Annotated in this window: 24 protein-coding genes; 18 read left to right on the top strand and 6 right to left on the bottom strand. The window is 62.3% G+C overall.

Annotated features, from left to right (window positions below):
- Positions 1 to 97: 97 nt before the first annotated feature.
- Positions 98 to 718 (bottom strand): glutathione S-transferase family protein, encoded by a 621-nt coding sequence (locus HX786_RS25715; protein ID WP_087692541.1) that lies wholly within the window; start codon positions 716 to 718, stop codon positions 98 to 100.
- Positions 719 to 843: 125 nt separating this feature from the next.
- Positions 844 to 1,716 (bottom strand): LysR family transcriptional regulator, encoded by an 873-nt coding sequence (locus HX786_RS25710; RefSeq protein WP_003208273.1) that lies wholly within the window; start codon positions 1,714 to 1,716, stop codon positions 844 to 846.
- 191 nt (positions 1,717 to 1,907) lie between these two features.
- On the opposite strand from HX786_RS25710, the gene HX786_RS25705 reads away from it, so the two are divergent.
- Entirely contained in the window at positions 1,908 to 2,681 is a 774-nt protein-coding gene (locus HX786_RS25705) for a glucose 1-dehydrogenase (RefSeq protein ID WP_087692542.1), read from the top strand.
- Between the two features lie 13 nt (positions 2,682 to 2,694).
- Positions 2,695 to 3,741 (top strand): L-idonate 5-dehydrogenase, encoded by a 1,047-nt coding sequence (locus HX786_RS25700; protein ID WP_178912765.1) that lies wholly within the window; start codon positions 2,695 to 2,697, stop codon positions 3,739 to 3,741.
- 61 nt (positions 3,742 to 3,802) lie between these two features.
- Here the strand turns inward: HX786_RS25700 and fetB are convergent, their stop codons facing one another.
- From fetB to HX786_RS25685, 3 genes are all read right to left on the bottom strand, one after another.
- Positions 3,803 to 4,597, bottom strand: coding sequence for an iron export ABC transporter permease subunit FetB (gene fetB / locus HX786_RS25695; RefSeq protein ID WP_177070331.1), 795 nt, complete (start codon positions 4,595 to 4,597; stop codon positions 3,803 to 3,805).
- The gene (locus HX786_RS25690; protein WP_003208280.1) at positions 4,594 to 5,271 is read right to left on the bottom strand and encodes an ATP-binding cassette domain-containing protein; all 678 of its coding nucleotides are present in this window, start codon (positions 5,269 to 5,271) and stop codon (positions 4,594 to 4,596) included. Before HX786_RS25690 ends, fetB begins: the two co-directional genes overlap by 4 nt.
- A 248-nt stretch (positions 5,272 to 5,519) precedes the next feature.
- Positions 5,520 to 5,984: a metallophosphoesterase family protein gene (locus tag HX786_RS25685; RefSeq protein ID WP_003208282.1), complete on the bottom strand. Its 465-nt coding sequence runs from the start codon at positions 5,982 to 5,984 to the stop codon at positions 5,520 to 5,522.
- 193 nt (positions 5,985 to 6,177) lie between these two features.
- On the opposite strand from HX786_RS25685, the gene HX786_RS25680 reads away from it, so the two are divergent.
- From HX786_RS25680 to pnuC, 12 genes are all read left to right on the top strand, one after another.
- Positions 6,178 to 7,383 carry a DUF1835 domain-containing protein gene (locus HX786_RS25680; protein ID WP_178912764.1) on the top strand — a complete coding sequence of 402 codons (1,206 nt, stop codon included), beginning with the start codon at positions 6,178 to 6,180 and terminating at the stop codon, positions 7,381 to 7,383.
- Positions 7,384 to 7,442: 59 nt separating this feature from the next.
- On the top strand, positions 7,443 to 8,369 hold the full coding sequence (locus tag HX786_RS25675; RefSeq protein ID WP_003208286.1) for a LysR family transcriptional regulator: 927 nt from the start codon (positions 7,443 to 7,445) through the stop codon (positions 8,367 to 8,369).
- Between the two features lie 111 nt (positions 8,370 to 8,480).
- Positions 8,481 to 9,764, top strand: a complete 1,284-nt coding sequence (locus HX786_RS25670; protein ID WP_178912763.1) for an NAD(P)/FAD-dependent oxidoreductase — start codon at positions 8,481 to 8,483, stop codon at positions 9,762 to 9,764.
- A gap of 13 nt (positions 9,765 to 9,777) precedes the next feature.
- On the top strand, positions 9,778 to 10,491 hold the full coding sequence (locus tag HX786_RS25665; RefSeq protein ID WP_003208289.1) for an SDR family NAD(P)-dependent oxidoreductase: 714 nt from the start codon (positions 9,778 to 9,780) through the stop codon (positions 10,489 to 10,491).
- A gap of 91 nt (positions 10,492 to 10,582) precedes the next feature.
- The gene (locus HX786_RS25660) at positions 10,583 to 11,932 is read left to right on the top strand and encodes an MFS transporter (protein ID WP_008433139.1); all 1,350 of its coding nucleotides are present in this window, start codon (positions 10,583 to 10,585) and stop codon (positions 11,930 to 11,932) included.
- An 8-nt stretch (positions 11,933 to 11,940) separates the two neighbouring features.
- Positions 11,941 to 12,333 carry a Rid family hydrolase gene (locus HX786_RS25655; protein ID WP_003208292.1) on the top strand — a complete coding sequence of 131 codons (393 nt, stop codon included), beginning with the start codon at positions 11,941 to 11,943 and terminating at the stop codon, positions 12,331 to 12,333.
- 147 nt (positions 12,334 to 12,480) lie between these two features.
- Positions 12,481 to 13,401: an ABC transporter substrate-binding protein gene (locus HX786_RS25650; protein WP_102369481.1), complete on the top strand. Its 921-nt coding sequence runs from the start codon at positions 12,481 to 12,483 to the stop codon at positions 13,399 to 13,401.
- On the top strand, positions 13,398 to 14,516 hold the full coding sequence (locus tag HX786_RS25645; RefSeq protein ID WP_178912762.1) for a phosphotransferase: 1,119 nt from the start codon (positions 13,398 to 13,400) through the stop codon (positions 14,514 to 14,516). Before HX786_RS25650 ends, HX786_RS25645 begins: the two co-directional genes overlap by 4 nt.
- Entirely contained in the window at positions 14,513 to 15,385 is an 873-nt protein-coding gene (locus HX786_RS25640; protein ID WP_177009723.1) for a sulfurtransferase, read from the top strand. Before HX786_RS25645 ends, HX786_RS25640 begins: the two co-directional genes overlap by 4 nt.
- 126 nt (positions 15,386 to 15,511) lie before the next feature.
- On the top strand, positions 15,512 to 17,659 hold the full coding sequence (locus HX786_RS25635) for a TonB-dependent siderophore receptor (protein WP_178912761.1): 2,148 nt from the start codon (positions 15,512 to 15,514) through the stop codon (positions 17,657 to 17,659).
- Between the two features lie 12 nt (positions 17,660 to 17,671).
- Entirely contained in the window at positions 17,672 to 18,508 is an 837-nt protein-coding gene (locus HX786_RS25630) for a 5'-nucleotidase, lipoprotein e(P4) family (RefSeq protein ID WP_003208300.1), read from the top strand.
- Positions 18,509 to 18,523: 15 nt separating this feature from the next.
- Positions 18,524 to 19,090 carry a nicotinamide riboside transporter PnuC gene (gene pnuC, locus HX786_RS25625; protein WP_003208301.1) on the top strand — a complete coding sequence of 189 codons (567 nt, stop codon included), beginning with the start codon at positions 18,524 to 18,526 and terminating at the stop codon, positions 19,088 to 19,090.
- Between the two features lie 27 nt (positions 19,091 to 19,117).
- Here the strand turns inward: pnuC and HX786_RS25620 are convergent, their stop codons facing one another.
- Entirely contained in the window at positions 19,118 to 19,606 is a 489-nt protein-coding gene (locus HX786_RS25620; RefSeq protein ID WP_087692551.1) for a type VI secretion system tube protein Hcp, read from the bottom strand.
- A 188-nt stretch (positions 19,607 to 19,794) separates the two neighbouring features.
- Between HX786_RS25620 and HX786_RS25615 the strand changes: the two genes are divergently transcribed.
- The 4 genes from HX786_RS25615 to HX786_RS25600 all read left to right on the top strand — a co-directional run.
- The gene (locus HX786_RS25615) at positions 19,795 to 20,709 is read left to right on the top strand and encodes an NAD synthetase (protein ID WP_178912760.1); all 915 of its coding nucleotides are present in this window, start codon (positions 19,795 to 19,797) and stop codon (positions 20,707 to 20,709) included.
- Complete coding sequence (locus HX786_RS25610; protein WP_178912759.1) at positions 20,706 to 21,266, top strand: hypothetical protein; 561 nt, start codon at positions 20,706 to 20,708, stop codon at positions 21,264 to 21,266. Before HX786_RS25615 ends, HX786_RS25610 begins: the two co-directional genes overlap by 4 nt.
- A 60-nt stretch (positions 21,267 to 21,326) precedes the next feature.
- A complete protein-coding gene (locus HX786_RS25605; protein ID WP_177023005.1) occupies positions 21,327 to 22,058 on the top strand; it encodes a UTRA domain-containing protein in 732 nt (243 codons plus the stop codon).
- 106 nt (positions 22,059 to 22,164) lie between these two features.
- Positions 22,165 to 24,873, top strand: a 2,709-nt coding sequence (locus HX786_RS25600; RefSeq protein WP_178912758.1) for a hypothetical protein, incomplete at its 3' end; no start/stop codon positions are given.

Raw genomic sequence — 24,873 nt, 5'->3', positions numbered from 1 at the left:
CCCGCTGGGCAGCGTAGCGGCCCCAAAATCCTGGGAGCGCTGCGCACTGGCGCGCCAGCCCGGTCCAGCGGGAGCAAGCTCCCTCGCCACAAAATCTTCAAACCTTCGCCAGGCCCACAGCGGTTCGTTGCATACCCACAAACCCCTGCAGCGCCTCGATACTGCCCAGCCAGGCGCGAACCTGCGGATAGTCGTCCAGCGCGACATTCCCCTCCGGCGCATGGGCGATGTAGGTGTAGTGCGCGATATCGGCAATCGTCGGCAGGTCACCGGTGAGAAAACGGCTCTGCTCCAACTGGTGCTCTACCACTTTGAGGAATGCGTGGGAGCGGCTGATGGTCGCCTCGGCATCCAGCGCGGCACCGAACACAGTGATCAATCGCGCCGCAGCCGGCCCGGTGTGCAGTGGTCCTGCCGCAGCCGAGAGCCAACGCTGCACACGGGCCTGGGCCAAAGGCTCGGTCGGCAGCCACTGGGCGGTGCCATATTGGCCGGCGAGGTACACCAGGATCGCGTTGGAGTCCGCCAGCACCACGCCGTTATCATCGATCACCGGCACCTGGCCGAAGCTGTTGAGGGTGGCCAGGAACTCAGGGGTTTTGTGCGCGCCTTGCTTCAGATCGACGTGCACCCGCTCAGCGGGCACGCCCAGCAGCGACAGCATCAACTCAACCCGGTGGGAATGGCCAGACAAGGGGTAACGGTACAGTTTGATCATGACGGGCTCCGCGATGTGCCAGGGACTCGACCCGGTGATCGGGTCGATAACGCTTATGTTCCACCGCTACGGCACGCAGCAGAATAGCCAGTTTTTACAATCCAGCATTTCACCGGATGAAACAATCAATCACCAAACAACTCGTCGATCAGGTTGAACAGGGTGGTTTTCACCGGGCTGTCGAGTTCGGTCCACGCCAGGCCGGTCCTGGCCCGGAACGCCCCCAACGCCAGGTGCCTGGACACGCAATTGGCCGGCAGCGCCCGGGCCGCCTGCAGCGGCAACACACCCACACCCAGCCCGGCCGAGACCAGCGCCAGCATGGTGGTGAACTCGCCGAGTTCGGAGGCGATCTCCAGCGGCACGCCCATCGCCTGCACGAATTCATCGTAGAAACCCGGTGCATAACGCCGGGCCAGGATGAACACCGGCACCTTGAGCAAGTCCGTCGGCTGAATGGTTTCCTGGGTCGCCAACGGATGCTCGCCGGGCAAGGCGACCACGAAGCTTTCCTGCAGCACCTCAAGGGTCTGCACGCCGGGATAGGCCGCCGGCAAACGCATCAGGCCGAAATCCAGCTGGCCGTTTTTCAACGCAGCCGCCTGATCCGGGCCGGGCATGTCCTTGAGCTCCAGTTCAATTCGCGGGTAGCGCTGGTGCACCGCACGAATCAACCCCGGCAGCAATTGCGGCAATACCGACGAGACAAATCCCAGGCGCACCCGGCCGATCTCCCCGCGGTTCGAAGCCCGGGCGGCATCGGCGGCGCGGGCAGCCTGGTGCAGGGTGGCGAGGGCTTCCGGCAGAAACACCCGCCCGGCTTCCGTCAGTGTGACCGAGTGCCGGTTGCGGTCGAGCAGGCGCACGCCCAGGCCGCTTTCGAGCAGTTTGATCTGCATGCTCAGCGCCGGTTGCACGATCGACAGCTGCGCGGCCGCCCGGCCGAAATGCAGTTCCTGGGCGAGCACGACAAAGGCACGCAGGTGCTTGAGTTCCATCAGGTTGGCTCCGGTTATCACGGTTATTGATCACCCCATCACAAATGAAAATTGGACGCCGGGCCCGGGCTGCGCTGAAGTAAGGCCCGTGATGCACGATATGACAGGGTTTGACGTATAACAATGAGAGCGGCGCCCCGCACTCGGATTGATAGTGTTGATCACCTGTCTCAGTCTTCGGAGATCGCCCCATGCAGCGTGTTTTAGACAGTTTCCGCCTCGATGGCCGCCTGGCCTTGATCACCGGCTCCAGCGCCGGCATCGGCCTGGCCATCGCCCGTGGCCTGGCCCAGGCTGGCGCACGGGTAGTGCTCAACGGGCGCAACCGCAGCACCTTGCGTGACAGTGCCGCGTTGCTGGCGGCGGAAGGCCTGGAGGTGCACACCCAGGCGTTCGATGTCACCGACGGCGCGGCGGTGTTGGCCGCCGTGGCGGAGATCGAAGAGCGCCTGGGCCCGCTGGACATCCTAGTCAACAACGCGGGCATGCAACGTCGCGGGCCGCTGGAGGACTACAGCGAAACCCACTGGCGCGAGTTGATGAGCACCAACCTGGACAGCGCCTTCCTGGTCGGCCAGGCCGTGGCCCGGGCGATGATCCCGCGCAAGCGGGGGCGCATCATCAATATCTGCTCGGTGCAAAGCGAACTGGGGCGCCCGGGCATCGCCCCGTATGCCGCCAGCAAAGGTGCGCTGAAAATGCTCACCAAAGGCATGGCCATCGACTGGGGCCCCCACGGGCTGACGGTCAATGGCATCGGCCCCGGCTATTTCAAGACCGAACTGAACGCCAACCTGGTGGCCAACCCCGAATTCAGCGACTGGCTGGTGCAGCGCACACCGAGCCGGCGCTGGGGTGACGTCGCCGAACTGGCGGGCGCTGCGGTTTTCCTTGCCAGCGACGCGGCAAGTTTCGTCAACGGTCATATCCTGTACGTGGACGGTGGCATCACCGCCTCGCTGTAACCTGGAGAATTTCATGCACGCGATTGTCTGCCATGCCTCGAAAGACCTGCGGGTAGAACCGCAAACCGAACCCCAGGCACTGACGCCCGACCAACTGCGGGTGCGCATTGCCCGGGGCGGGATCTGCGGCTCGGACCTTCATTACTACCAGCACGGCGGCTTCGGCACCGTGCGGTTGCGCGAGCCGATGGTGCTCGGCCACGAAGTGTCGGCGGTGATCGAGGCGGTGGGCCGTGAAGACGGGCCGTTCAAGATTGGCCAACGCTTGTCGGTCTCGCCGTCGCGGCCTTGCGGGCGTTGCCGTTATTGCCATCAAGGGCTGCCGAACCATTGCCTGAACATGCGTTTCTACGGCAGCGCGATGCCCTTCCCTCACGTGCAGGGTGCGTTTCAACAAAGCCTGGTGATCGAAACGCACCAGGCGCACCCGTTGGCCGATCATGTGAGCCTTGCCGAGGGTGCAATGGCTGAACCGTTGTCTGTGGGTTTGCATGCCATCCAGCGTGCCGGGGTGGTGTTCGGCAAACGGGTATTGGTCACCGGGTGCGGGCCCATCGGCAACCTGTTGATCGGCAGCCTGCGGGCAGCGGGCGCGAGGGAAATTGTTGCGGTGGACCTGGCTGCCGGGCCCTTGGCCTGCGCCGAAAAAATGGGCGCCAGCCGTACTCATAACCTGGCGGAAGACGCCGACGCGTTGAAGCGGTATACCGCCGGAAAAGGCTACTTCGACGTGATGTTCGAAGTCTCCGGCAGCGCCCAGGCCCTGCGCAACGGCCTGGAGTGCATGGCCCCGCGCAGCGTGCTGGTGACGGTCGGTCTGGGTGGCGAGGTCTCGCTGCCGTTGAATATGCTGGTGAGCAGGGAGATCGACTTGCGGGGCACCTTCCGCTTCCATTCGGAGTTTGCCCAGGCGGTGGATTTGCTCAATCGCCAGGTGATTGATGTGCGTCCGGTGATCTCCCACACCGTGCCGTTCAGCGAGGCGGTGCAGGCGTTTGAACTGGCGGCGGACAAGAGCCAGGCGATGAAGGTGTTGCTGGATTTTGGTGTGGGTGATTGAACCGGATCTCGACAGCTCCCACAGGGTTGCGGTGCATTTTGGGGATCCGATAGCGCCTGCGCTACACCCGCTCTTCGAGCCTGAACCGCAGGAAACGATGGCTGGCTGAAAACAGTCGACGGTAGGTCAGCAACACCGCACCTACCGTGCCCAACGCCGACGACGCAGCGATCAAAAACATAATCACAATCTGATAACGTACCGCGTCCACCGGACTTTCCCCGGCCAGCACCTGGCCAGTCATCATCCCCGGCAAGCTCACAATCCCCACCACCGTCATCTGGTTCAACGTCGGAATCATCCCGGCCCGCACAGCCTGGCGAATCGCATCCTGCGCCGCCTCCCAGCGTGAACCACCGAGGGCCAGAATCATCTCGATGGTATTGCGGCCGGAGGTCAGCTCCTGAGTCATACGCTCAATCCCCAGAGACACCCCGGTAAGCGTATTACCCAGAATCATCCCAAGGATCGGAATCGCATACTGCGGCTCGTACCACGGGTGAATCCGGATAATCGCGAACAGGCCAACAGCCGTCACCAACCAGGAACTGCCCCACACCGACACAATACTGTCGGCCCGCTGCCCCGCATAGGTCCGCTTCCCACGCCCTGCAGCCGAGAGCCCGGCGATCAGAGTCATCAGGCACATCAGCGGCAGCACCACATACCAGTAGGCAAATTCAAAGACCCAGCCCAGCAGGTAACCGATCGCCAACAACTGCACCACCGTGCGCACAGCCGCCCAGAACAGCTGACGCTCCAGCCCCAGCCGCAACAACAGCGACAGCGCACCGTTGATCAGGATCAGCGAGGAGGCGATGGCCATGTCCAGTGCCGTGAGGTCGTGATAATTCATGGCTGCACGGCCCCCGTCAGCACGCCGGCGTCCATATGCAAATGTGTGGTGCTCATGCGTTGCGCCTGCTCAAGGTCGTGGGACACCCAGATATAGGCGTGAGCGCTATCCGCTTCGGCCCAGGCACTGATCAACGCCTCGACCTCCCCGGACGATGCCGGGTCGAGAGCGGCGGTAGGTTCGTCCAGCAACAGCACATCGGGATTGAGTTGCAGGGTACGGATCAGTGACACCACCTGGGACTCACCACCGGATAAATCCCCGGCATTTTTTGCCAGAAAGCCCGACTCCTTGCCCGCGTGGGCCAGCAGCGCCTTGACGGCCTGCGGGTCGAAACTCAGGTGATGCAAGGCCTTGAGGCTGTAGGGGAAACGCAAGTTGTCTTCCACCGTGCCTTCGATCAGCGCCGGGCGTTGGGAGAGGTAGCTGATGCGACTGCGATACTGCGGGACTTGCGCGTTGGCGATGGGCTGCCCGTTCCAGAGGATATCCCCTGAGGTCGGCGCGTCGAGCAAGGCGAGTGCCCGAAGGAATACACTTTTGCCGGAGCCGGATGAACCGGTGATGGATAGGCGGTCGGCGCGGTGCAGCTGGAAGTTCGTGGGCTGCAGCAGTTGCAGCTGGCGGCGCTCGTCCATCCGCGTGAGCGCCCGGGTTTCGACTAATACGCTCATGGCGTTGATGATCCTTGTTCCTGATTCAGACGCAATGGTAAGACAGGGCACGTCCCCCGTGGCGAGGGAGCTTGCTCCCGCTGGGCGGCGAAGCGGCCCCAATAAAGCCACTGCGATACACCTGAAAAAACACCGTTAATTTCTTGGGGCTGCTGCGCAGCCCAGCGGGAGCAAGCTCCCTCGCCACAGCAAGCTCCCTCACCACAGCAGCTCCCTCACCACAACAAGCCCCCTCGCCTCAGCGTTCTTCAGCGCTTGGGCTCCAGCGACACCAGGCGCGGCTTGATGGATTTCTCGCGCACCTCAAGCAACGCCAGGGTCACCGGCAACTTGAAACGTCGCCGCCCTGCACTGCCAGGGTTGAGAAACAGCCGCTCGCCGTGCCACTCGATCAATGGTTTGTGAGAGTGGCCAGTGATCACCAGCCGGATGCCCGGATCAAGCTCCTTCGGCACATCGGCAATGTCATGCACCAGCAACGCCCGCCAGCCGTTCAAGTCAAAATCCAGCCGGTCAGCCAAATGCTCTGCCCACGCGGCATCGAGGTCGTTATTGCCGCGCACCACATGCAATGGCGCAATCGAAGCCAGCAACTCAAGGATCTCCGGGCTACCGATGTCCCCGGCGTGAACAATCTGCTCGCACCCTTCCAGGGCCGCCAGGGCCTCGGCACGGAGCAAGCCGTGGGTATCGGAAATCACACCAACTTTCATGAACGTCTCCTGTGCAAAACCCCGGCGCGATCCACCGGGCGGCTTGCAATCAATCATTGCACTGCCTATATTTCCCGCCTGGCGCCATCTACGCCACCATCCGCGGAAAGGGCTGCGCCCAAGACCTTGACTGAATATCACATTTCTACGACTCCCAACCTTAAAGCGGACAAGGTTTGTACAAGGAGATCGTATGTCGCAATCATTCTCGTCCACTAACGGCCGTATCAACCTTGAGCAGCAGCGCAAGCGCGCCAAGGAACTTTTGCAGCGCCTGAAAAGCGCCGATGCCGCCGCAACCCCGACCTTATCCGATGCCCAATGGTCGATCGCCAAGGAACTCGGTTTTCCCAGCTGGCCCAAGCTCAAGGCCCACGTCGATGCGGTGGATTTTGCCGCCCGCCATCCAGGTTTCGACGCCAGCGATGAAGCCCGCACCACCCACTGGCGCTGCGGCAACGATATCGCCCACAGCCTGGGCGTGGCGGGGTTCAAGGGCCGCTTCCGGATGCTGATTGACCCATTGTGCATGGGCCCGGTGCAGGACCTGCCTGCCGAGCAATACCAGGCCGTTCGCAGCCGCTATATCAGCCAGGTGTTTGCCATGGATGAGGCCGAAGTGGCGCGCCGGCATGCGGACGAATATCACCATCTTGAACAACTGGGCAGCGCCGGCCACAGCGTGTTGTGGTGTGAGGCGGATGCATACGATCAGTTGTTCCTGATTCGCGCGCTGGCTGGGCTTGAGCATCTGCCTGAAAAACTGGAGTTGATCGAAGTCGATCGTATCCCCGGCGTGCAGCGTTTTATCGGCATCGGCCAACTGGCGCCTGAAGTATTGGCGTGGCTGTGGCCGCAGCGTCGGCGGGTCGATGAGGACATGCTGAAGCTGGCGCGGCAGGCCTGGCTGGCGTACTGCGACAGTTCGCCGGTCAAGCTGGCGGAACTGGCCCAGAGCAACCATACAGCCCTGCCCTTGCTGGCCCCGGCGTTGCGTCGGCAGTTGCAGGAGTTACCGGGTGTGCGGGACGGTTTGTCACTGACCGAGCGCCTGTCCCTGCACTACGTGGATGAGGCCGGGCCGGTGCCGTTTGGCCGGGTGTTCGCCGAGCTGATGGGCAAGCGTGAACCGCTGCCGTACCTGGGAGACATGATGTTTCATGCGCTGATGCGGCCGTTGATCGATGGCGAGAATCCCCTGTTGATCGAGTCCGGGGCCCAATTGCAATGGCCGCAGCGGGTGTTGGCGCTGACTGCGCTGGGTCGCCAGGTTCTGAACGGCGCAGCCTACTGGCCGGATCATGCAACGGAAGAACGCTGGGTAGGTGGCGTCTGCCTGCGACCGCGCCACCCGCACTGGACAATTGACGAACATGGCATGCCCGTGTGGCGTGATTGATTCTTCGCGACAGCTTTGATCTGTGTCATGTTGAGCCAAACAGGTAACGGTTCAGCGCGATGACCTTACAACAGCTCAACTACTTTCTCGCCGCCATCGAGCACGGTACGTTCTCCAAGGCGGCGGAAAGCCTGCATATTTCCCAACCCTCATTGTCCGAGCAGATCCTGCGGCTGGAGGAGCACCTGGGTACCCACGTGTTCATCCGCACCAATCGCCGACTGATGCTCACCGAAGCCGGACGCCGCCTGCAGCCATTTGCACAAGGCATGGTGACGTCAGCACGCCAGGGCTATGAAGCGGTGCAGGCTGTGCGTGAACTGTCCGGTGGCGTGGCCAGTTTTGGCACCTTCGGCACCGCCCACCACTATTTCCTCACGGACCTGATCGAGCAGTTCCGCACCCAGCACCCGGATATGCGGATCAAGATCGTCGGCTATAACTCCTCGGAAATCGCCGAGCTGGTGAGCCAGGGCGAAATTGAAGCGGGGCTGGTGATGCTGCCGATCAAGCAGCAGAACCTGACCGTCAGCGAGCCGGTCTGGTCGGCCCAGGTCGGCTATATCAGTGCCGACCCGGAGCGACTCAAGGGCCCGAAAACCATCAGCGACCTGGCGGTGGCACCGTTGATTCTCACCGAGGCGCGCTGGCGCACCGCCGACCCGATTCGCCGGTTGTTGGGGCAATTGGCGTCCAAGGGCGGCGAGGTGCTGGACCCGATCATCGAAGTGGAGCACCAGATCACCGGCTTCGAGCTGGCTGCGCGCGGGCTCGGCGATGTGATTGCCACGCGCCCGATCCTGCATCAGCTGGGCTTCAATGATCGCTTGGGCTGGGTGCCGATCAGCCCGGCGATCTTCGAGGTATTCGGCTTTATCCATCGCCACGACACGCCTATTTCGCCGCCCACCCGGGTGCTGATCAACCTGATGCGCAGCCACTTGAGCCGCATCCAGAACCTGTATGCGCACCTGGAGACGCTCTAGCCATAGGGATCACCTATAGGAAACACATGACTTAGCCCATTCATCCACCTCTTGCCGAGCGGGATACTCCAGCCACCGACGCCACAACAGGCGCTTGAATGGGGAGCCAGCATGTCCAATCACTACTGCATCATTGGTGCCGGGGCCGCAGGGCTGGCGGCGCTGAAGACCATGACCGATGCCGGTTTCGAGGTGGACTGCTTCGAAAAGTCCGCGAACATCGGCGGTCACTGGAACAGCGACTACGATGCCTTGCACCTGATCACCCCCAAGAGCAGTTCCTTCTTTGACGGGTTCCCGATGCCCGCTGACTATCCGGTGTACCCGAGCCGCGATCAGGTCAAGGCGTACATGAACGCCTACACCGACACCTTCGGCCTGCGCGAAAAGATCACCTTCAACACCGAAGTGCGCAGCCTGAAGCCCCTGGACGAGAACGGCGAAGCGGGCTGGCAGGTGACCCTGGCAGACGGCACCCACAAACACTACAGCGGCGTGCTGGTGGCCAACGGTCACCTGTGGGATTGCAAGATCCCGCAAGTAAGCAAGGGGTTCACCGGCGTGTCGATTCACTCCGGCGAATACCGCAACGTGCAGCAGGTGCAAGGCAAGGTGCTGGTGGTGGGGTTTGGCAACTCCGGATGCGACCTCGCAGTGGATGCCGCCCAGGCTCGCCTGGACACCACCATTGCGATCCGACGCGGCCAGCTGTTCCAGCCCAAGACCCTGTTCGGCCTGCCCCGGGGCGAGCTGCCGCTGCTGGGGCAATTGCCGCCAGAACAGCAGAACATGCTCATGAACATACTGATCATGGCCAGCGTCGGCACCCACAAGAATTACCCCGGGCTACCGGCGCCGGATACCTACGACCTGGATGCGCAACCGCCGGTGGTCAACACCTTGCTGCTGTACTGGATCCAGCACGGCCGAATCAAGGTCGCACCGGGTATCGAGAACATCCAGGGCAAGACTGTCACGTTCACCGATGGCAGCCAGGTCGATTACGACACCATCGTCTGGGCTACCGGTTTCAACACGCGCCTGCCGTTCCTCGATGAACGCCTGCTGCAATGGCGCGACGGTGTTCCGCTGCGGACCGCCGCGATGACCTTGCCGACCAACCTGGAAGGCCTGTTCTACATCGGCCTGGGCGCCCCACGTGGCCCGCAATGGCCGGTGTATTGCGAGCAGACCCGGCTAGTGATGCGCTTTCTCACCCTGCGCGAGCGTGGCATGCAAGGCCTGGCGGCGAAGTTTGCCCAGTTGCAGCCGGCCGACTCACGCATCGATATCGTCAAGCGCGAATGGCTGAGCAACTACCAGGACACCCAGCGCCAACTGGATGTGCTGGAACTGGCTCTGCAACCCGGCACCCCTCTTCCTCAATACGCCTGATCGGATAGCCCTTATGAACACTGCACCGCACTCCAGCGTTATCGTTACCGGGACTTCCTCGGGCATGGGCCAGGCCGTCGCACAGCGCTTTCAGGCTGAAGGCTGGCACGTCGTCGCTGTGGACGTAACACCCAGCACACAGCCGGCGAGCCCCTTGTTTTCGCCAGTGGTCGGCGACATCACCCAGGAGGCCACACTGGCCCGTACCCTCGATGCCGCCCTGGACGGCAAGGCACCGCTGCGAGCCGTAGTGAATGCGGCGGGGATCTTTCCCACGTCATCCCTGGATAGCTTCAGCGAAGCGCTGTACCGCAAGATATTCGACATCAACGTGCTGGGCTCACTGAACATCGCACGTATCGGCACCCGTCACCTGAAAGCCGCCGGCGGAGGCGCTATCGTGTTCTTCGCCTCGGTGGATGCGTTCACCGTGTCGAAAAACCAGTTGCTCTACAGCGCCTCCAAGGCTGCTGTGGTGTCGATGACCCGCTCCCTGGCCATCGAACTGGCCGGCGACAATATTGTGGTCAACGCACTGGCCCCGGGCTGGGTGGACACCGAAGGCACCCGTGCCGGCGGGCGCATCGAGGCCGCCATCGAATCGATCCCCTTGAAACGCGCCGCGCGGGTCGAAGAAATCGCCGACTGGGTCTGGCAACTGAGCGCCAAACCCTCCTACATAACAGGCGAATCATTGTGCATCGCCGGGGGCGTGTATATGCGATGACCCCAGCCTCCGCAGGCCCCGCGCATCAGACGTGGGCCTGCCACTCCCTATTGACTGCTGCCTCACTACAATTATTCCAGAGGGCAATATCATGGGCGAAGTTCACGCTTCCTCGATTCATCAAGGGTTTCCCGCCGACCGTGCATCGGCTGAACCCTCACGCAAACGGCTGACCAAAGCGGTCGTCGGCGTGACACTGGGCAATATGGTCGAATGGTTCGACTTTGCGCTCTACTCCTCTCTCGCCGGCATCATCGGCAAGACGTTCTTCCACAACGACAACCCGACCACCCAGTTGATGGCGATCTACGCCACCTTCGCGGCGGGCTTCCTGATTCGGCCACTGGGCAGCCTGGTATTCGGTCCCATTGGCGACAAGTTTGGCCGGCGCACGGCGCTGTCGCTGAGCATCACGCTGATGGCCGTCGCAACCTTCGCCATTGCCTTGATCCCGAGTTACGCGAGCATCGGCCTGTTTGCGCCCGTCCTGTTGATTCTCATGCGTCTGCTCCAGGGCCTGTCGGCGGGTGGCGAGTACGGCGGCTCCTGCACGTTCATCGCCGAGCATTCGCCGGACGAGCGACGCAGCTTTTTCACCAGTTGGCTGGAATTCGGCAATATCTCCGGGTTCCTGCTGGGCGGTGCAGTGGTCAGCCTGTTTACCCTGGGCCTGGGCGAACAAGCCATGCAGGACTGGGGCTGGCGCGTGCCCTTTGCGATTGGCGGCCTGCTCGGCCTGATCGCCCTCTACTTGCGCCTTGGCCTGGAAGAAACACCAGTGTTCAAGGAAATCCAGGCCAACGAAAAACTGCGAAAGGCGACGGGCGCCGAACCCAGCCTGTTCAGCTTACTGGTCAACGAATGGCCGAAAATCCTGCAATGCATGGGCCTGGTCACCGTGTTCAACGTGACCTACTACATCATCCTCGGGTACATCCCGGGTTATCTGGAAAACGTACTCGGGTACAGCAATACGTTCGCCAGGAACCTGGGGATGGCCGCGACGCTGTTCATGCTGGTGTTGATCCCGGTTTCAGGCTTGCTGGCCGACCGACTGGGCCGGAACCGGATGATCATTACCGGCTGCGTGCTGCTGATCGTCATGGCGTTCCCCTGCTTCATGCTGCTGCATACCCAGAGTGTCGGGTTGCTGCTGGCCGCCCTGCTGATCCTGACCCTCGCCCAGTTGTTTTTTGAAGGAGCGATGCCGGCCACCATGACTTCGCTGTTCAAGGCCCGCGTGCGCTACAGCGCCCTCGCCTTGAGCTACAACGTCGCGGTCTCGCTGTTCGGAGGCACGGCCCCGCTGATCAATACCTGGCTGATATCGATCACCGGCAACCAGATGATTCCCGCCTGGTACCTGATCGGCGGTGCCGTGGTCGGCCTGATTTCGATCCTGTTCGTCAAGGACTCCACCGGTAAACCCCTCCCAACATGAGAACCACCATGACCAGTAAAACCACAGCGCGGCAAACTATTTCCTCGGGCGGTCAGTACGAAAACGTGTTCGGTTATTCCCGCGCCGTTCGCGTGGGCAACCACCTGCACATCTCCGGCACCTGCGCCTCACCCGATTACGAACACAGCAATGCTTACGAACAGGCCCAGGCCATTCTCGTCACCGTCAACAAGGTGTTGGCCGAGGCGGGCATGGGCCCTGAAGACGTAGTGCGCACCGTGGTCTACCTGCGGGATATCAACGATGCCGCCTCCGTCGCCAAGGCACACAGCGAGGTGTTCGACGCTATTCGCCCGGCCAGCAGCCTGATTCAGGTGGATTCGATGCTGCGCCCCTGGCAGAAAGTCGAAATCGAAACGTACGCCATCGTTGCCGATTGACCCAGGCGATGAGTAAAAAACCGCGGCTTGGGCCGCGGTTTTTTTTGGTCCCGGTTATATCCATAGCAATAAACGATATTGGTATATACCAGATTGCTCCCTTATAAATCGCCCCCATCAAAAGACTGCAGGCTGGAGAAGCAAGCGATGGTGTCGGTAAAGGTAATGCTGGAGTACTTTCATCCCTGGCCGAATTCGGCGGGTTTGTACCTGGCGCGGGAACGCGGCTGGTACGCCGAGCTGGGCCTGGATGTGGAGTTGGTGGTGCACGACCCCTACCGTGGCGACACCCTTGAGCACCTGCTGACCGGCGCGGCGGACTTCGGCATTTTCCCCAGCAACCGCCTGCTGGTCCGGCGCGGCCAGGGGCAAGCCCTGCAAGGCATCGCGGCGATCAATCATGCGGGCCTTGAGTCGATTCAAACCCTGACCGACTCCGGTATCCGCCGCCCACGAGACCTGGTGGGCAAGCGCCTGGCGCTCAACCCCACGCCACGGGGTTTGGCGATGGTGCGTCACCTGGTGAGCAACGACGGTGGCGACCCTGATGGCGTGATCCTGGTGGACAGCGGCGTACGTGAGTTGCGGCCCGAACAGTTGGCCGAAGGCATCGCCGATGCCAGTTTCGGCGGCTACTGGGCCTGGGAAGCGTTGATGCACAGCCCCATCGAAGCAGAACGCCGGGTGGTGTTGCCGGTGGATCAGATTGGCGCACCGGCGTATCACAGCTACCTGTTGGGCGCCCACGAACAAACCCTCGCCGAGCAGCCCGGGTTGGTGCGTGATTTCCTCGCGGCCACTGCCCGTGGCTATCTCGCCGTGGCCGAAGAGCCAGCCATCGCGCTGGCGGCCTATGAGCACACTACACCGTATTTCCCGGCGGAATTGCTCAGCGCATCCCTGCACAAAATCGCTCCGACCTGGCTGCACGACGGTCGTTGGGGCGAGCAACGCCAGGCGCTGCTGAAACCTTATGCCGAGTGGCTGCACGAGCACGCGGTGCTCGACAATCCGCAGGTGTGGCAAGGGGCAACCAGCAACGCCTATCTGCCCGGGGCGACGGCATGAATCCACAACGCACCGCCCATGGCCTGGGGCTTGATCCGGTAGCTGCCGACTGGCCAGCGCTGCACGAAGCAGATATCCAACAGCTGCTGCACGAGTACCCGCAACTGGGTCAACTGCGCAGTTTGCATTGGCACAGCCCGCGACCGTTCTCCGCTGCCGGGCTGATCAATACCGGCAGCGCCACCCTGTTCGTCAAACGGCATCACCGGCACGTGCGCCAAGCCGCATGGCTGGAAGAAGAACACCGCCTGATCGCCCACCTGCATCGCCACGGCGCACCGGTTGCCGCAGTGGTGTCGAACCGCCTCGGTGCAACGGCCACGGCGCAAGGTGAATGGACCTACGAGATTCACCATGTCGCCGAGGGCCTTGACCTGTACCGCGATGCGCTGTCGTGGTCGCCCTTCCAAAGCACTCAACATGCGCAGGCGGCGGGTGTGGCGCTGGCTCGATTGCACCTGGCAGCCGAGCACTACAGCGCACCCCGCCGTCAAACAGAAGTGCTGCTGGCCAACGCCCGGGTGATCGAACAACCCGCGCCACTGGCCGCGATCGCCAATACCCCGGCGCTGACCGAGTACCTCGCCGACAAGGATTGGCACGCACGGCTGGCCGAGTTGCTGTTGCCCTGGCACGCGCCCCTGCAACCCTTGCTGCACCAACAACCGGCGCTCTGGACCCATAACGACTGGCACGCCTCGAACCTGCTGTGGCATGCAGACGGCAACGTCGCCAGCGTGCTGGACTTCGGCCTCGCCGACCGCACCTTCGCCCTCTACGACCTGGCGACCGCCATCGAACGCAACACCGTGCCCTGGCTGGACCTGGACAGCGGTGGCCTGGCAGCAGCGGACCTCGACAGCGTCGACGCATTGCTCACCGGCTATCACCGGGGCCGGCCATTGAGCGCCCAGGACCTGCACACCCTGAGCGCCCTGCTGCCGTTGGTGCACGTGGATTTTGCCCTGTCCGAAATCGCGTACTACCAAGGCGTAGTGGGTTCCACCCGCAGTGCCGACGTGGCCTATCACGCCTACCTGCTGGGCCATCTGCAGTGGTTTGCCGGTGCCCAGGGGCAACGATTGCTCAACCACCTGCGGCGAAAATCCGTATGAGTATCCTGGTCGATACCGATTGGCTGCATGCCCACCTCGGGGAGCCCGGGCTGGTGATACTGGACGCCACCGTCGTCCTGCCGTCCCCGCGTTTTGACGGTGATTACCGGGTCGCCAGCGGTCATGCCGGTTGGCTGCACGCACATATCCCCGGCGCACGGCATGCCGATTTGCTGACCGATCTGGCCGACGTTCAAGCGAGCTACAGCTTCGCCCTGCCAACACCACAAGCCCTGATTCAGGCACTGGCGAATCTGGGTGCAGGCGCCGGCAGCAACGTGGTGATCTACGATCGCGCCGACGGTTTCTGGGCCGCACGCCTGTGGTGGATGCTGCGCGGGCTGGGCATTCACGCCGGCGTGCTGGACGGTGGTTTCAACGCCTGGCAACGGGCGGGGTTACCGCAGCACAGCGGGCAGCCTGCAAACACACCCGTCGTCGAACCCTGGCCGATCAGCACCTACGCACCACTGTGGATCGACCGCGCAGGCGTTGAGGCGGTGGCCGCAGGACAAGCACCCGGCGTACTCGTCTGCGCGTTGGGCAGCGCCTTGTTCGACGGCACCGCAGCCACCCGCTACGCCCGGCGCGGGCACATTCCCGGCAGCCACAACCTGCCGGCACGCACGCTGTTTGATGCACAGGGTCGCTACCTGCCCAAGGACGCCCTGGCCGTGGCTATCGGACCCACGCTGCTGCACAGTGACGGTCCATTGATTCTGTACTGCGGCGGCGGAATTTCCGCGGCGGCCAACGCCCTGGCCCTGACCCTGCTGGGTCGCCAGGACCTCGCACTCTACGACGGCTCGCTGCAGGAATGGGCCGCCGACGCACGCTTACCAATGACTACCGGAGCAGCTCCGGCCTGACGCCCTTTGCGGCGACCCCGGCTTTTTAATTTCGTACTGGCAACCCGTCCGTTGCGCAGCGCTGGGCCCCTTTGCGCCCAATAAAGCGCGAGGCGCCAGCGGGCAGGCCCTTGGAGCGCTCCTTTTATGGCAACACCGTACCGTCACACCCTGCTCGCCCTGAGCATCACCCTCGCCGCCATGGCCGCCCACGCCCAGGACGCGACCCTGGACACCGTCACCGTAGTCGGTGAACAGGCCACCGACTACCAGGCGAAAAAGGCCGCTGTCGCCGGCTTCGATAACGCCACGCTGCTGGACACCCCGGCCTCGGTGGCGGTGATCACCGAGGCTCGCCTGAAAGACCAGCAAGCCCGCCTGCTCAGTGAAGTATTGAAGAACGACGCCTCGGTCGGCGACAGCTATGCGCCGGTGGGTTACTACGAGAATTTCGTGGTGCGCGGTTTCTCGTTGAACCCGGCCAGCAGCTACAAGATCAACGGTCGCACCATCACCGGCGAACAGAACGTCGCACTGGAAAACAAGCAGCAAGTGGAAGTGCTCAAGGGCTTGTCCGGGCTGCAAAGCGGCGTGTCCGAACCCGGCGGCTTGATCAACTACGTAAGCAAGCGCCCGGAGAACGTGCGCTCGGTGACTGTCTCCACCAACGAACACGGCGAGCGCTACCTGGCCACCGACGTCGGCGGCTGGCTCGGTGCCGAGCAGCAGGTGGGGGTGCGGGTCAACCTGGCCCACGAAGACATCCGTTCCTACGTCGACCACGCCGACGGCCAGCGGGATTTTGCCTCGCTGGCCCTCGACTGGAACATCAGCCCCAACGCCCTGCTGCAACTGAACGCCGAATACCAGAACCGCGAGCAACGCTCGGTGCCCGGATACCAATTGCTCGGCGGCACCACCGTGCCCCACAACGTGTCGCCACGGGATCTGCTGGGCTACCAGAGCTGGTCGAACCCGGTGGGCATCAAGTCGCTGAACCTCGACGGCCTGTTCGAATACCGCTTCAACGAGGCCTGGAAAGCCAGCTTCAGCGCCTCCCGCAGCCGCGTGGTGATCGACGACTACAGCACCTTCGCCTGGGGTTGCTACGGCGCCGCCAGTTGCGCCAACACCGCAGTGCCCAACCACTTCAGCGCCGAGGGTGACTACGACATCTCGGACTACCGCAGCCCCGACGACACCCGCAGCAACGAAGAAGCCCAGGCCGCCCTCAACGGCCAGTTCGACACCGGTTTTCTCAAGCATGACCTGACCTTCGGCACCACTGCCTTGCGCCGCCTGGTGGACCGGCGTGAATCAGTCAACGAATACATCGGCGAGGGCAATATCTACGAAAAGCTGCCGGTGCTTGACCCCTACGAGGGGCCGCTGGGCCATACCTACCGGCGCCTGGACAGCCGCCAATACGGGCTGTTCGCCAGCGACCGCATCAGCTTCAACGAGCAGTGGCAAACCATTCTCGGCGGGCGCCAGGTGCGCCTCGACGAAGAAACCTACGACCAGGCCGGCGACACCACCCGCCATACCCAGCGCAGCGTATTCCTGCCCCAGGTGGCGCTGATCTACAAGCCGCGCCCGGACACCACCCTGTACGCCAGCTACAGCAAGGGCCTGTCCCTGGGCGGCACCGCGGCATGGTTCAGCAGCAACGCCGATGAGGTATTGCCGCCGACCACCTCGCGCCAGCTGGAAGTGGGGATCAAGCGTGACTTCCAGCGCCTGAGCCTGACCGCCGCGCTGTTCCAGATCACCCAGGACCTGCAATACAACCGGCCCAACGATGACGGCACCCTCACCTTTGTGCAGCAAGGCAAGCAGAAGAACGTGGGTCTGGAACTCTCTGCCAACGGCCGAGTGACCGATAACCTGCAAGTGTCGGCCAGCGTGGCGGCGATTCGCGCCCGGGTGAGCGGCAGCGGCACCGACGACTACGACGGCCACCAGGCGATCAACGTACCCAAGCTGCGCGCCAGCCTGCACGGCGACTACAGCATTCCCGGGATCAAGGGCCTGGCCCTGCTCGGCGGCGTGCAATACAGCGGCAGCAAGTACGCGAACCGCGAGGCCAGCGTGAAGGTCGACGACTATGCGGTGTTCGATGTCGGCGGACGCTACAGCACCAAAGTCGGTGATTACGATACTGTGCTGCGCCTGACCGTCGACAACCTGTTCGACAAACGCTACTGGCGCGATGTGGGTGAATCGGCGGGCGATGGCTACCTGTTCCTGGGCGCGCCACGCACCGCGCGGTTATCCGCCACCGTCAATTTTTGAGGCTGACTGTTCATGCGTAATCTGATTTTTGCCAGTGTGTGCCTGCTCTCCACCGCCCTCGTCGGCTGCCAGCAGCAACCGCCCGCCAACGACCAGCTGGATGCGGTGCTGTGGACCCAGACCTCCATCGAGCACGAGCTGATCTACCGCCAGGTGTTCGCCAACGCCACTCGCCAACTGGACGTGGCCCTCAAGACCCCGGACTGGGACGCCCTGCCCTTGCCACCGCGCAATCTGGCCGGGCTGCCGCCAGCGGTGATCGTCGACATCGACGAGACCGTGCTCGACAACATCCCGCTGAATGCCCGGGACGTCGTCAACAACCAGGTCTACTCCTACGACCGCTGGAACACCTGGGTCGACCAGGCCAAGGCCCAGGCGCTGCCGGGCGCCGTGACGTTCCTGCAGGCCGCCAAACACAAAGGCATCACGGTGTACTACATCACCAACCGCGAGCAAAGCCAGGTCCAGGCCACCGTCAACAACCTGCGCCTGCGGGGCTTTCCGGTGGACAGCGAGCAGCAGGTACTGGCTGCCGGCACGCCCATTGGCGGCTGCGAACACGCCGGCTACGGCAAGAACTGCCGACGCCAATGGGTCGCCCAACACGCCCGCGTGCTGATCCTGGCGGGTGATTCCCTGGGGGATTTCGTGCAGGCCGAACACAACACCCTGGACGCCCAGCGCAAGGCCGCCGAACCCTACCTGGGCTGGCTCGGCCAGCGCTGGTTCGTGCTGCCCAACCCGACTTACGGCAACTGGTACAGCGCGCCGTATGGCGACCAGGAAAAACTGCCCTTTGAACGCAAGCGCCAGCTCAAGCAACAGGCGCTGCACCTGCAAAACTGACCCTGAGGGGACTGTATGACGCCGCTGGAAATAGTCGCTGTGATCTTCAATATCGCCGGGGTGTGGCTCACCGCCCGACGGGTGCGCTGGTGCTGGCCGGTCAGCGTGGTCGCGGTGTTGCTGTACGGCTGGATCTTCTTCGACGTGAAGCTGTATTCCGACATGCTCCTGCAACTGGTCTTCGCTGTGTTGCAGGGCTACGGCTGGTGGCGCTGGAGCACCGGGCGCATCGACGCGGGCAAGGTGCGGGTGGAACGGCTGCCGGTCCAGGAAGCATGGCGGCACCTGCTCGCCGGGGTGATCGGCGCGCTGCTGCTGGGCGCCGCCATGCACCACTTCACCGATGCCGCACTGCCGTGGCTCGACTCGCTGCTCACCGCTTTCAGCCTGGTGGCCAGCCTGTGGGCGGCGCGTAAGTATGTGGTGAGCTGGTGGCTGTGGATCGTGCTGGATACGGTCTACGTGGGGCTGTTTGTGTACAAGGACCTGCAGCTTACCGCCGCGTTGTATGCCGGGTTTGTGGTGTTGGCGGCGTATGGGCTAGTGTCGTGGCAGCGTGACCTGCGCCAACAGGAGCAGTGAGTGAGCGGGCCAAGCCCGCTTCACCCTTTAAATCTTGACGTTCTGCCGGATGTTCCAGCCAAATTTTACCGGGCCACCTTCCTTGCCACCGTCGGTTTTTTGCGCCTGGTAGCTGACTTCCACACTGGCAAAATTCAGGGCAATGCTTTCCTGAAGTAGTTCACTGTCATCTTCAGTACGGATGTCGTAGCCGCACACCAGCACCTCCTTCAGGGTGATGATCAAATACTCCACCGCGCTTGGACCACCAGCCTTGCGCACCACCAGACGCGCCTCCGGATAATGCTTGCCACTGGCACACGCCATCATCAGATTGGGGCTGGATTTATCCAGCGCTTTCTTGAGATTGAGGTTGGCAACGCCGACCTTGCCCGCCCCACCGCCGGTGCCGGCATGCATGGAACCCTCCTGAGATAAACCCCATGCCCAGTTGGCGATATCGATCTCGTCGCGATGGGTCTGGTCCCGCGACTCACCCTTGATATCTCCCAGTTTCAAAAACATATCAGTGGCCATGCTTACTCCCTGTCTTGGTTTTCGCCGTTAGTGGCGAGGGGGCGCACTCTTCCTTATGCGGTGTGGTAATCACAAGACGCCCAAGAGGGATCAGGAAGCGCCTGTCCTGAAAAGACGAACGCTCCTACATTCATTTGCGTCACGCCCTCTCTACTCTCTCGGCTCTCGCAAACTCCAGGAGTTAAGGAATGGCTGCCTCCCTGCTGAAAGACGGATTCCCTTCAGCCCATCTCACCACCCGCCAACGGATTGAAAGCAGCCTCGACCTGCACCGGTTGTTCTTCGCCATCGACAGCGATCCGGCGCTGATCGGCGCCGGTGTGGTGTACATCGATGAGCAGTTCAACGTGGTGACCCTGCGCGAATTCAAGCCGATTTGCAGCGTAGTGCCCAAGAAGGTGGTATTGCGCGAGGCGCCCAGGTACGTGGGGCCTTCAGAGTTCAAGCGGATGCTGGCCCATGAACCTCGGGAGTCAAAACGGATGGCCGAGGCGCTGAATACGGCAATGACGTGCACCGGAGCGATACTGAGCTGGGTGGTGATTTCAAGTGGGATTGCGCTGATGCCGTTTACGGCCGGGACCAGTGCGGTGATTACGTTTATTGGCAAAGCCGCTACCGCAGCCAGCAGTGTCCAATGTCTTATCGGGTTAGGTCGGACGGGTGCTGAAGCATTCGCTCCACAGGCTCTTGATCGCCTGGACAACAACACGTGGTTTGAAGCGGTAACCGTTGCTCTGGATGGGGTTGCTATGCTGGGAGTCGCTACGTCGACATTGACCACAGTAAAGGCCATCCAGGTCACCACGAAAGTAACCGGAAAACCCATTCAACAGGTACTGAAAGGCCTTACCCGACAAGAGCGGGTCAAGCTGAATGATGAGTTACTCAAAATCCGGGACCCGCGGCTGACGTCAAAACTGCTCAAGTTGAAACAGGCTTCCGGTGCTGCCACCAAACGCATCAGTGCTACGCAAATGCAGCAAGCGACCACCAACCACATCAGAGACGCCTTGGCTGCAACGCTGGGTTTCACCAGCAGCGCGGTATCGGGAAACGTCAAGACGCTGGCAATCGGAATCTATGAAGAGGTCAGCCAGTGAACATACGCAAAAAGACAAAAGATCTGAGCAATGTGAACGGCGACGTTAAAGACTGGAAAACAATGAGCGGAAAAGACCTCTACTATTCATTTTTTTTCATTGAGGATCCGCGACCACTGCTGAAGCGCTATATGCCGACCATTGCGAGCTGGATGCTTGCAGGATGTTTTTCCATCGCAATGATGGGGATCCTGGTTTTAGTGACCTACCTTGACAGTGCCCTCGAAGATCGCACGTTACGTAATTGGTTTTTTGGCGGATTGGCTGTGAGCATATTGTTTTCCCTGGCGCAGATTCAGGTTGTGTACGGGCGGCCTCATTGGGTCTGGATAAACGTAGGGATCTATTTGGTCTGTCTGCTGATATCTCTCCCTGCCATCACCTACCGCCCCAACACCTACCTCTACTCCATGGCCCTTCTTGGCCCTCTGGTGGGCTTGCTTATCCTCAACAGCAACCGCTGCCGGGAAATGCGCCAGAAAATGCTTGAGATCCGGCACAAACGCGAAGCGATCATTGCGACGCTCAAAGAACAGGGAAAATGGAAGTGGTGGTGACCTGCGCCAACAGGAACGGTAGAGTCACGCCCACGCCAGGCCTGCACACGGAACCCCAGGATGCCTTTCGACCCGATTTCACCGCACTACCAGCGCATTCGCGAACAGATCGCCCACGATATCGCGGCGGGTGTGCCGCAGGCGGATGAGAAATTCCCGTCCGAACGGGAGATGATCGAGCGCTTCGGCTGCACCCGGGTCACCTTGCGCCAGGCCTTGCAGCAGCTGGAAGCCGAAGGCCTGGTGTACCGGGAAAACCGTCGCGGCTGGTTTGTCAGCCCCCGGCGCATCCGCTATGACCCGACGCGCATCAGCGGCTTCATGGATTACGTAAGTGCCCAAGGCCGTACGCCGCGCACCGAATGCCTGCACGCAGAGCTGCGCCCCGCGGGCGACTGGCTGGCCAGGCGGATGGGCCTCGCGTCGGCGGATGAGCCGATGTTTTTCCTGCAACGGCGGCGCTGGATCGACCGACGGCCGGTGTTGCTGGAGTTCAACGCGCTGCTGGCCAGCTGGTGCCCTGGGCTGCTGGAGGCTGACCTGAATACCTCGCTGACCCAACTGCTGCGGGAGCGGTTTTCCCGGGTGCTGTCGCGGTGTGAGCTGGAGATGCACATTGGCACGGTGAATGAAGAACAGGCCGAGTTGCTGCAATTGTCCACCGGTTCCACCAGCGTGTATCTGGAACGCTTGAACTTCGGCGAGGATGACCAGCCGGTGGAGTTCGACCAGGAATTCTGGCGTCCGGATGCATTGTCCGTCGTGATGGAGACGCGCTACCCCGGGACGTGAATTTCACACCTGTGAAAGCTTGTGACTTGTTGCCAACGAACCCGTTTTCACTCGCTTGCAGCCCCTACTATCGAGTCCTCGTGCGCCCCTCACATGGACTGAACCGATGATCACCCGCCCCGAAAAATCCGCGTCGCCCCGCGTCGATCAACCCAACGCTCCCGAGCGGGTTTTCGACGCCGTCCTGAACAAAGCCAAAATCCTTGCCAGCACCGGGCCGGGCGACAAAACCCTTAAGCCCGAGGACTACAAGGAAGTCACCGCCCTCCCGGCCAAGCTCGACATCGACAAGCTCAAGGTCATTTCCGAAGACAAGGACGCCGGGGTGATCTACTTCGAACAGGACGGCGCCAAATACAAGATCAGCGCCGAGGGCGCGGCCAACGCCCAGGACGGTTTCGACGTGCTGAAAAACCTGCGCTTCGGCCATGCCGTAGCCCCGGTCAACCAGGGCGGGCCCGACGAAGGCACCCCGCTGTACACCTTCCTCCAGACCCTGGCCGAAACCCAGGGCACCCCGGCCGGCAAGGCCATCGTCGAAAGCCTGAAGAACCCCGACCAGCAACTGCTGCGCGAAGACGGCGACGGCGTGCGCCTGGCCAACATCAAATCCGTGGGCAAGGCTGAAGACGGCATCCTCAAGGTCAGCCTTGAAAACGGCAAGACTCTGGTCATTTCCGAATTGCTCACGCCCCAGGCGTTCAGCACCTACACCCAGGCCGGGGTGACCAAGGAAGCCCTCAATGACGGCAAATCCAAAGGTTATGAAGAAGTCACCAGCCTGCCGGGCGACCTCGATTTCAGCCAGTTGAAAGTGGTGTCCGAAGACAGCAGCGCCGGAGTGATCCTGTTCGAACACCAGGGCCACAAGTACGCGATCAGCAAGTCCGAAGCCGACCTGCCGCAGCCCGGCGCCGACCTCAGCAACCCCAACCCCAACGCGGGCGGCACCTTCTACAACTTCCTCCACGCCGTGCACGCCAGCGAAGGCTCGCAGGCCTTCGACTACATCAAGAACGCCCAGTCCCTGCCCGGCCAGGAACTGCTGCGCAAGGACGAGGCCAGCCTGAAGCTGGGCGACATCAGCAAGGTCGACGCGCCCATGGACGGCATCCTGGTGGTCAACCAGGCCGACGGTAAACTGCTGGTGGTGTCCAAGGACATCACCCCCGAAGCCTTCGCCGCCTACACCAGCAAGGGCCAAACCCTGGCCGGCATCGAAAAGGCCAAGGGCGACGGCTACACCCTCGCCGCCCCGGACGCTTACCTGGCCTCCACCGAAGACATCATGAGCGTCGGCGGCGCCGGTGATTATGGCCCGGGCCTGATCGCCTTCACCCAGCACAAGCCGGGGGGCAGCGAAGAGAAAATCGTGGTGTCGCAAGACAGCAATCCACAGATGTTCGAGCAGATTTCCAGCTACCGCAGCGACATCGCCGCGCAAACCACCGACGTCGACAAGCTGCGCACCGACAACGGCCTGCCGCCCCTCAAGGACGTCTCCGTCGACAACCTGACCACCACCGAGAAAGATGACAGCGGCAACCCGCTGTCGGTGCAGGACCTGTCGATGAAGACCCTGGTGGACAGCTACCGCGCCGGGGTCAAGGACGGCAGCATCGGCAAGGACGACCCGCGCGCCAAGTTCCTGCGGGCGGTGGAAGCCAGGAGCATGGCCGACAACGGCATGTCGATCATTCCCGAGCACGGCTTCGGCAACCAGGGCATCGCCACCACGCCCATCGACGTGACCTCGCGGGATGTACGCGACAACATCTTCGACACCAAGGCCATCGACCAGACCATCAACGACCTGCTCGGCGACTCGACCATCCAGCACGACATCAAGGCCAACCACGACGCAGCCCTGGGCAAGGTCGACGGCGGCCAGGCGAAGGTCGATGAGACCAGGCAGCGCCTGATCGACAGCACCTCCTCGGAGAACTTCACCCAGTACATCAAGTCCCTGCAGGACAGCGGCAAGACCGAACTGGCCACCCAGGAAATCCAGACCGCCTACACCGCCCTGGCCGATATCGACCCGGCCAAGGCCGACAACTTCCTGCAAAACCTGCAGATCGACGGCTACACCGATGCCGTTGAAAAGCTGATGGACGATCCCACCAAGATCTCCGACGACAACACCGCCCTGGCCACCACCGACAACACCATGGCAATCCTGTCGATGCTCAAGGGCAGTGCCGACGGCCTGCCGCGCCAGGCGCTGGGTGTGTATTCGAAGTTCGTCGACCAACTGCTCAAGGACAAAAACGCCGCCGCCGATTTCGGCAAGGCGATGATTTCCCTCGGCGACACCTGGCAGAAAAACGGCGTGATCAGCTTCAGCGACATCGACAAGGCCGTGAGCAAGGAGATCATGCCGGGCCTCAGCGAAGAGAACCGCAGTTCGTTCGTGAAGAACCTCAACTTCCTCAAGGACAACGGCGTACTCGGCTCTGTGGGCGGCGCAATCGGCATGGGCCGTATCGTCTACCAACTCGCCGGGCAAGGCGGCAAGCTGGCGGATACGCCGATGAAGCGCCTGGGCATCGCCAACGACTTCCTCGGCTTCCTCGGCACCGGCTCGCACTTCGCCACGCTGGGCCTGAAGGTCTACGACAAATTGCGCGGCACCAACGCCTACAAGCTGATGGGCTTCGACCGTTCCCTGCCCGACCTGTGGGCCAAGCCTGGCGAGGGGTACCACGCGCTGCCCAAGGACGCCGAGGCGGTGCAGAAAAAGTACTTCGAGATCGTCGACCAGGCCATGGACGACGGCAAGGACGTGGGCAAGGCCCTCAACAGCGGCGGCTGG

This window comes from Pseudomonas sp. 21615526, assembly GCF_013386245.1.
Lineage (GTDB): Bacteria > Pseudomonadota > Gammaproteobacteria > Pseudomonadales > Pseudomonadaceae > Aquipseudomonas.
Note: the sequence above shows the minus strand (reverse complement) of the source record. Positions and strands in the feature narration are given on the sequence as shown.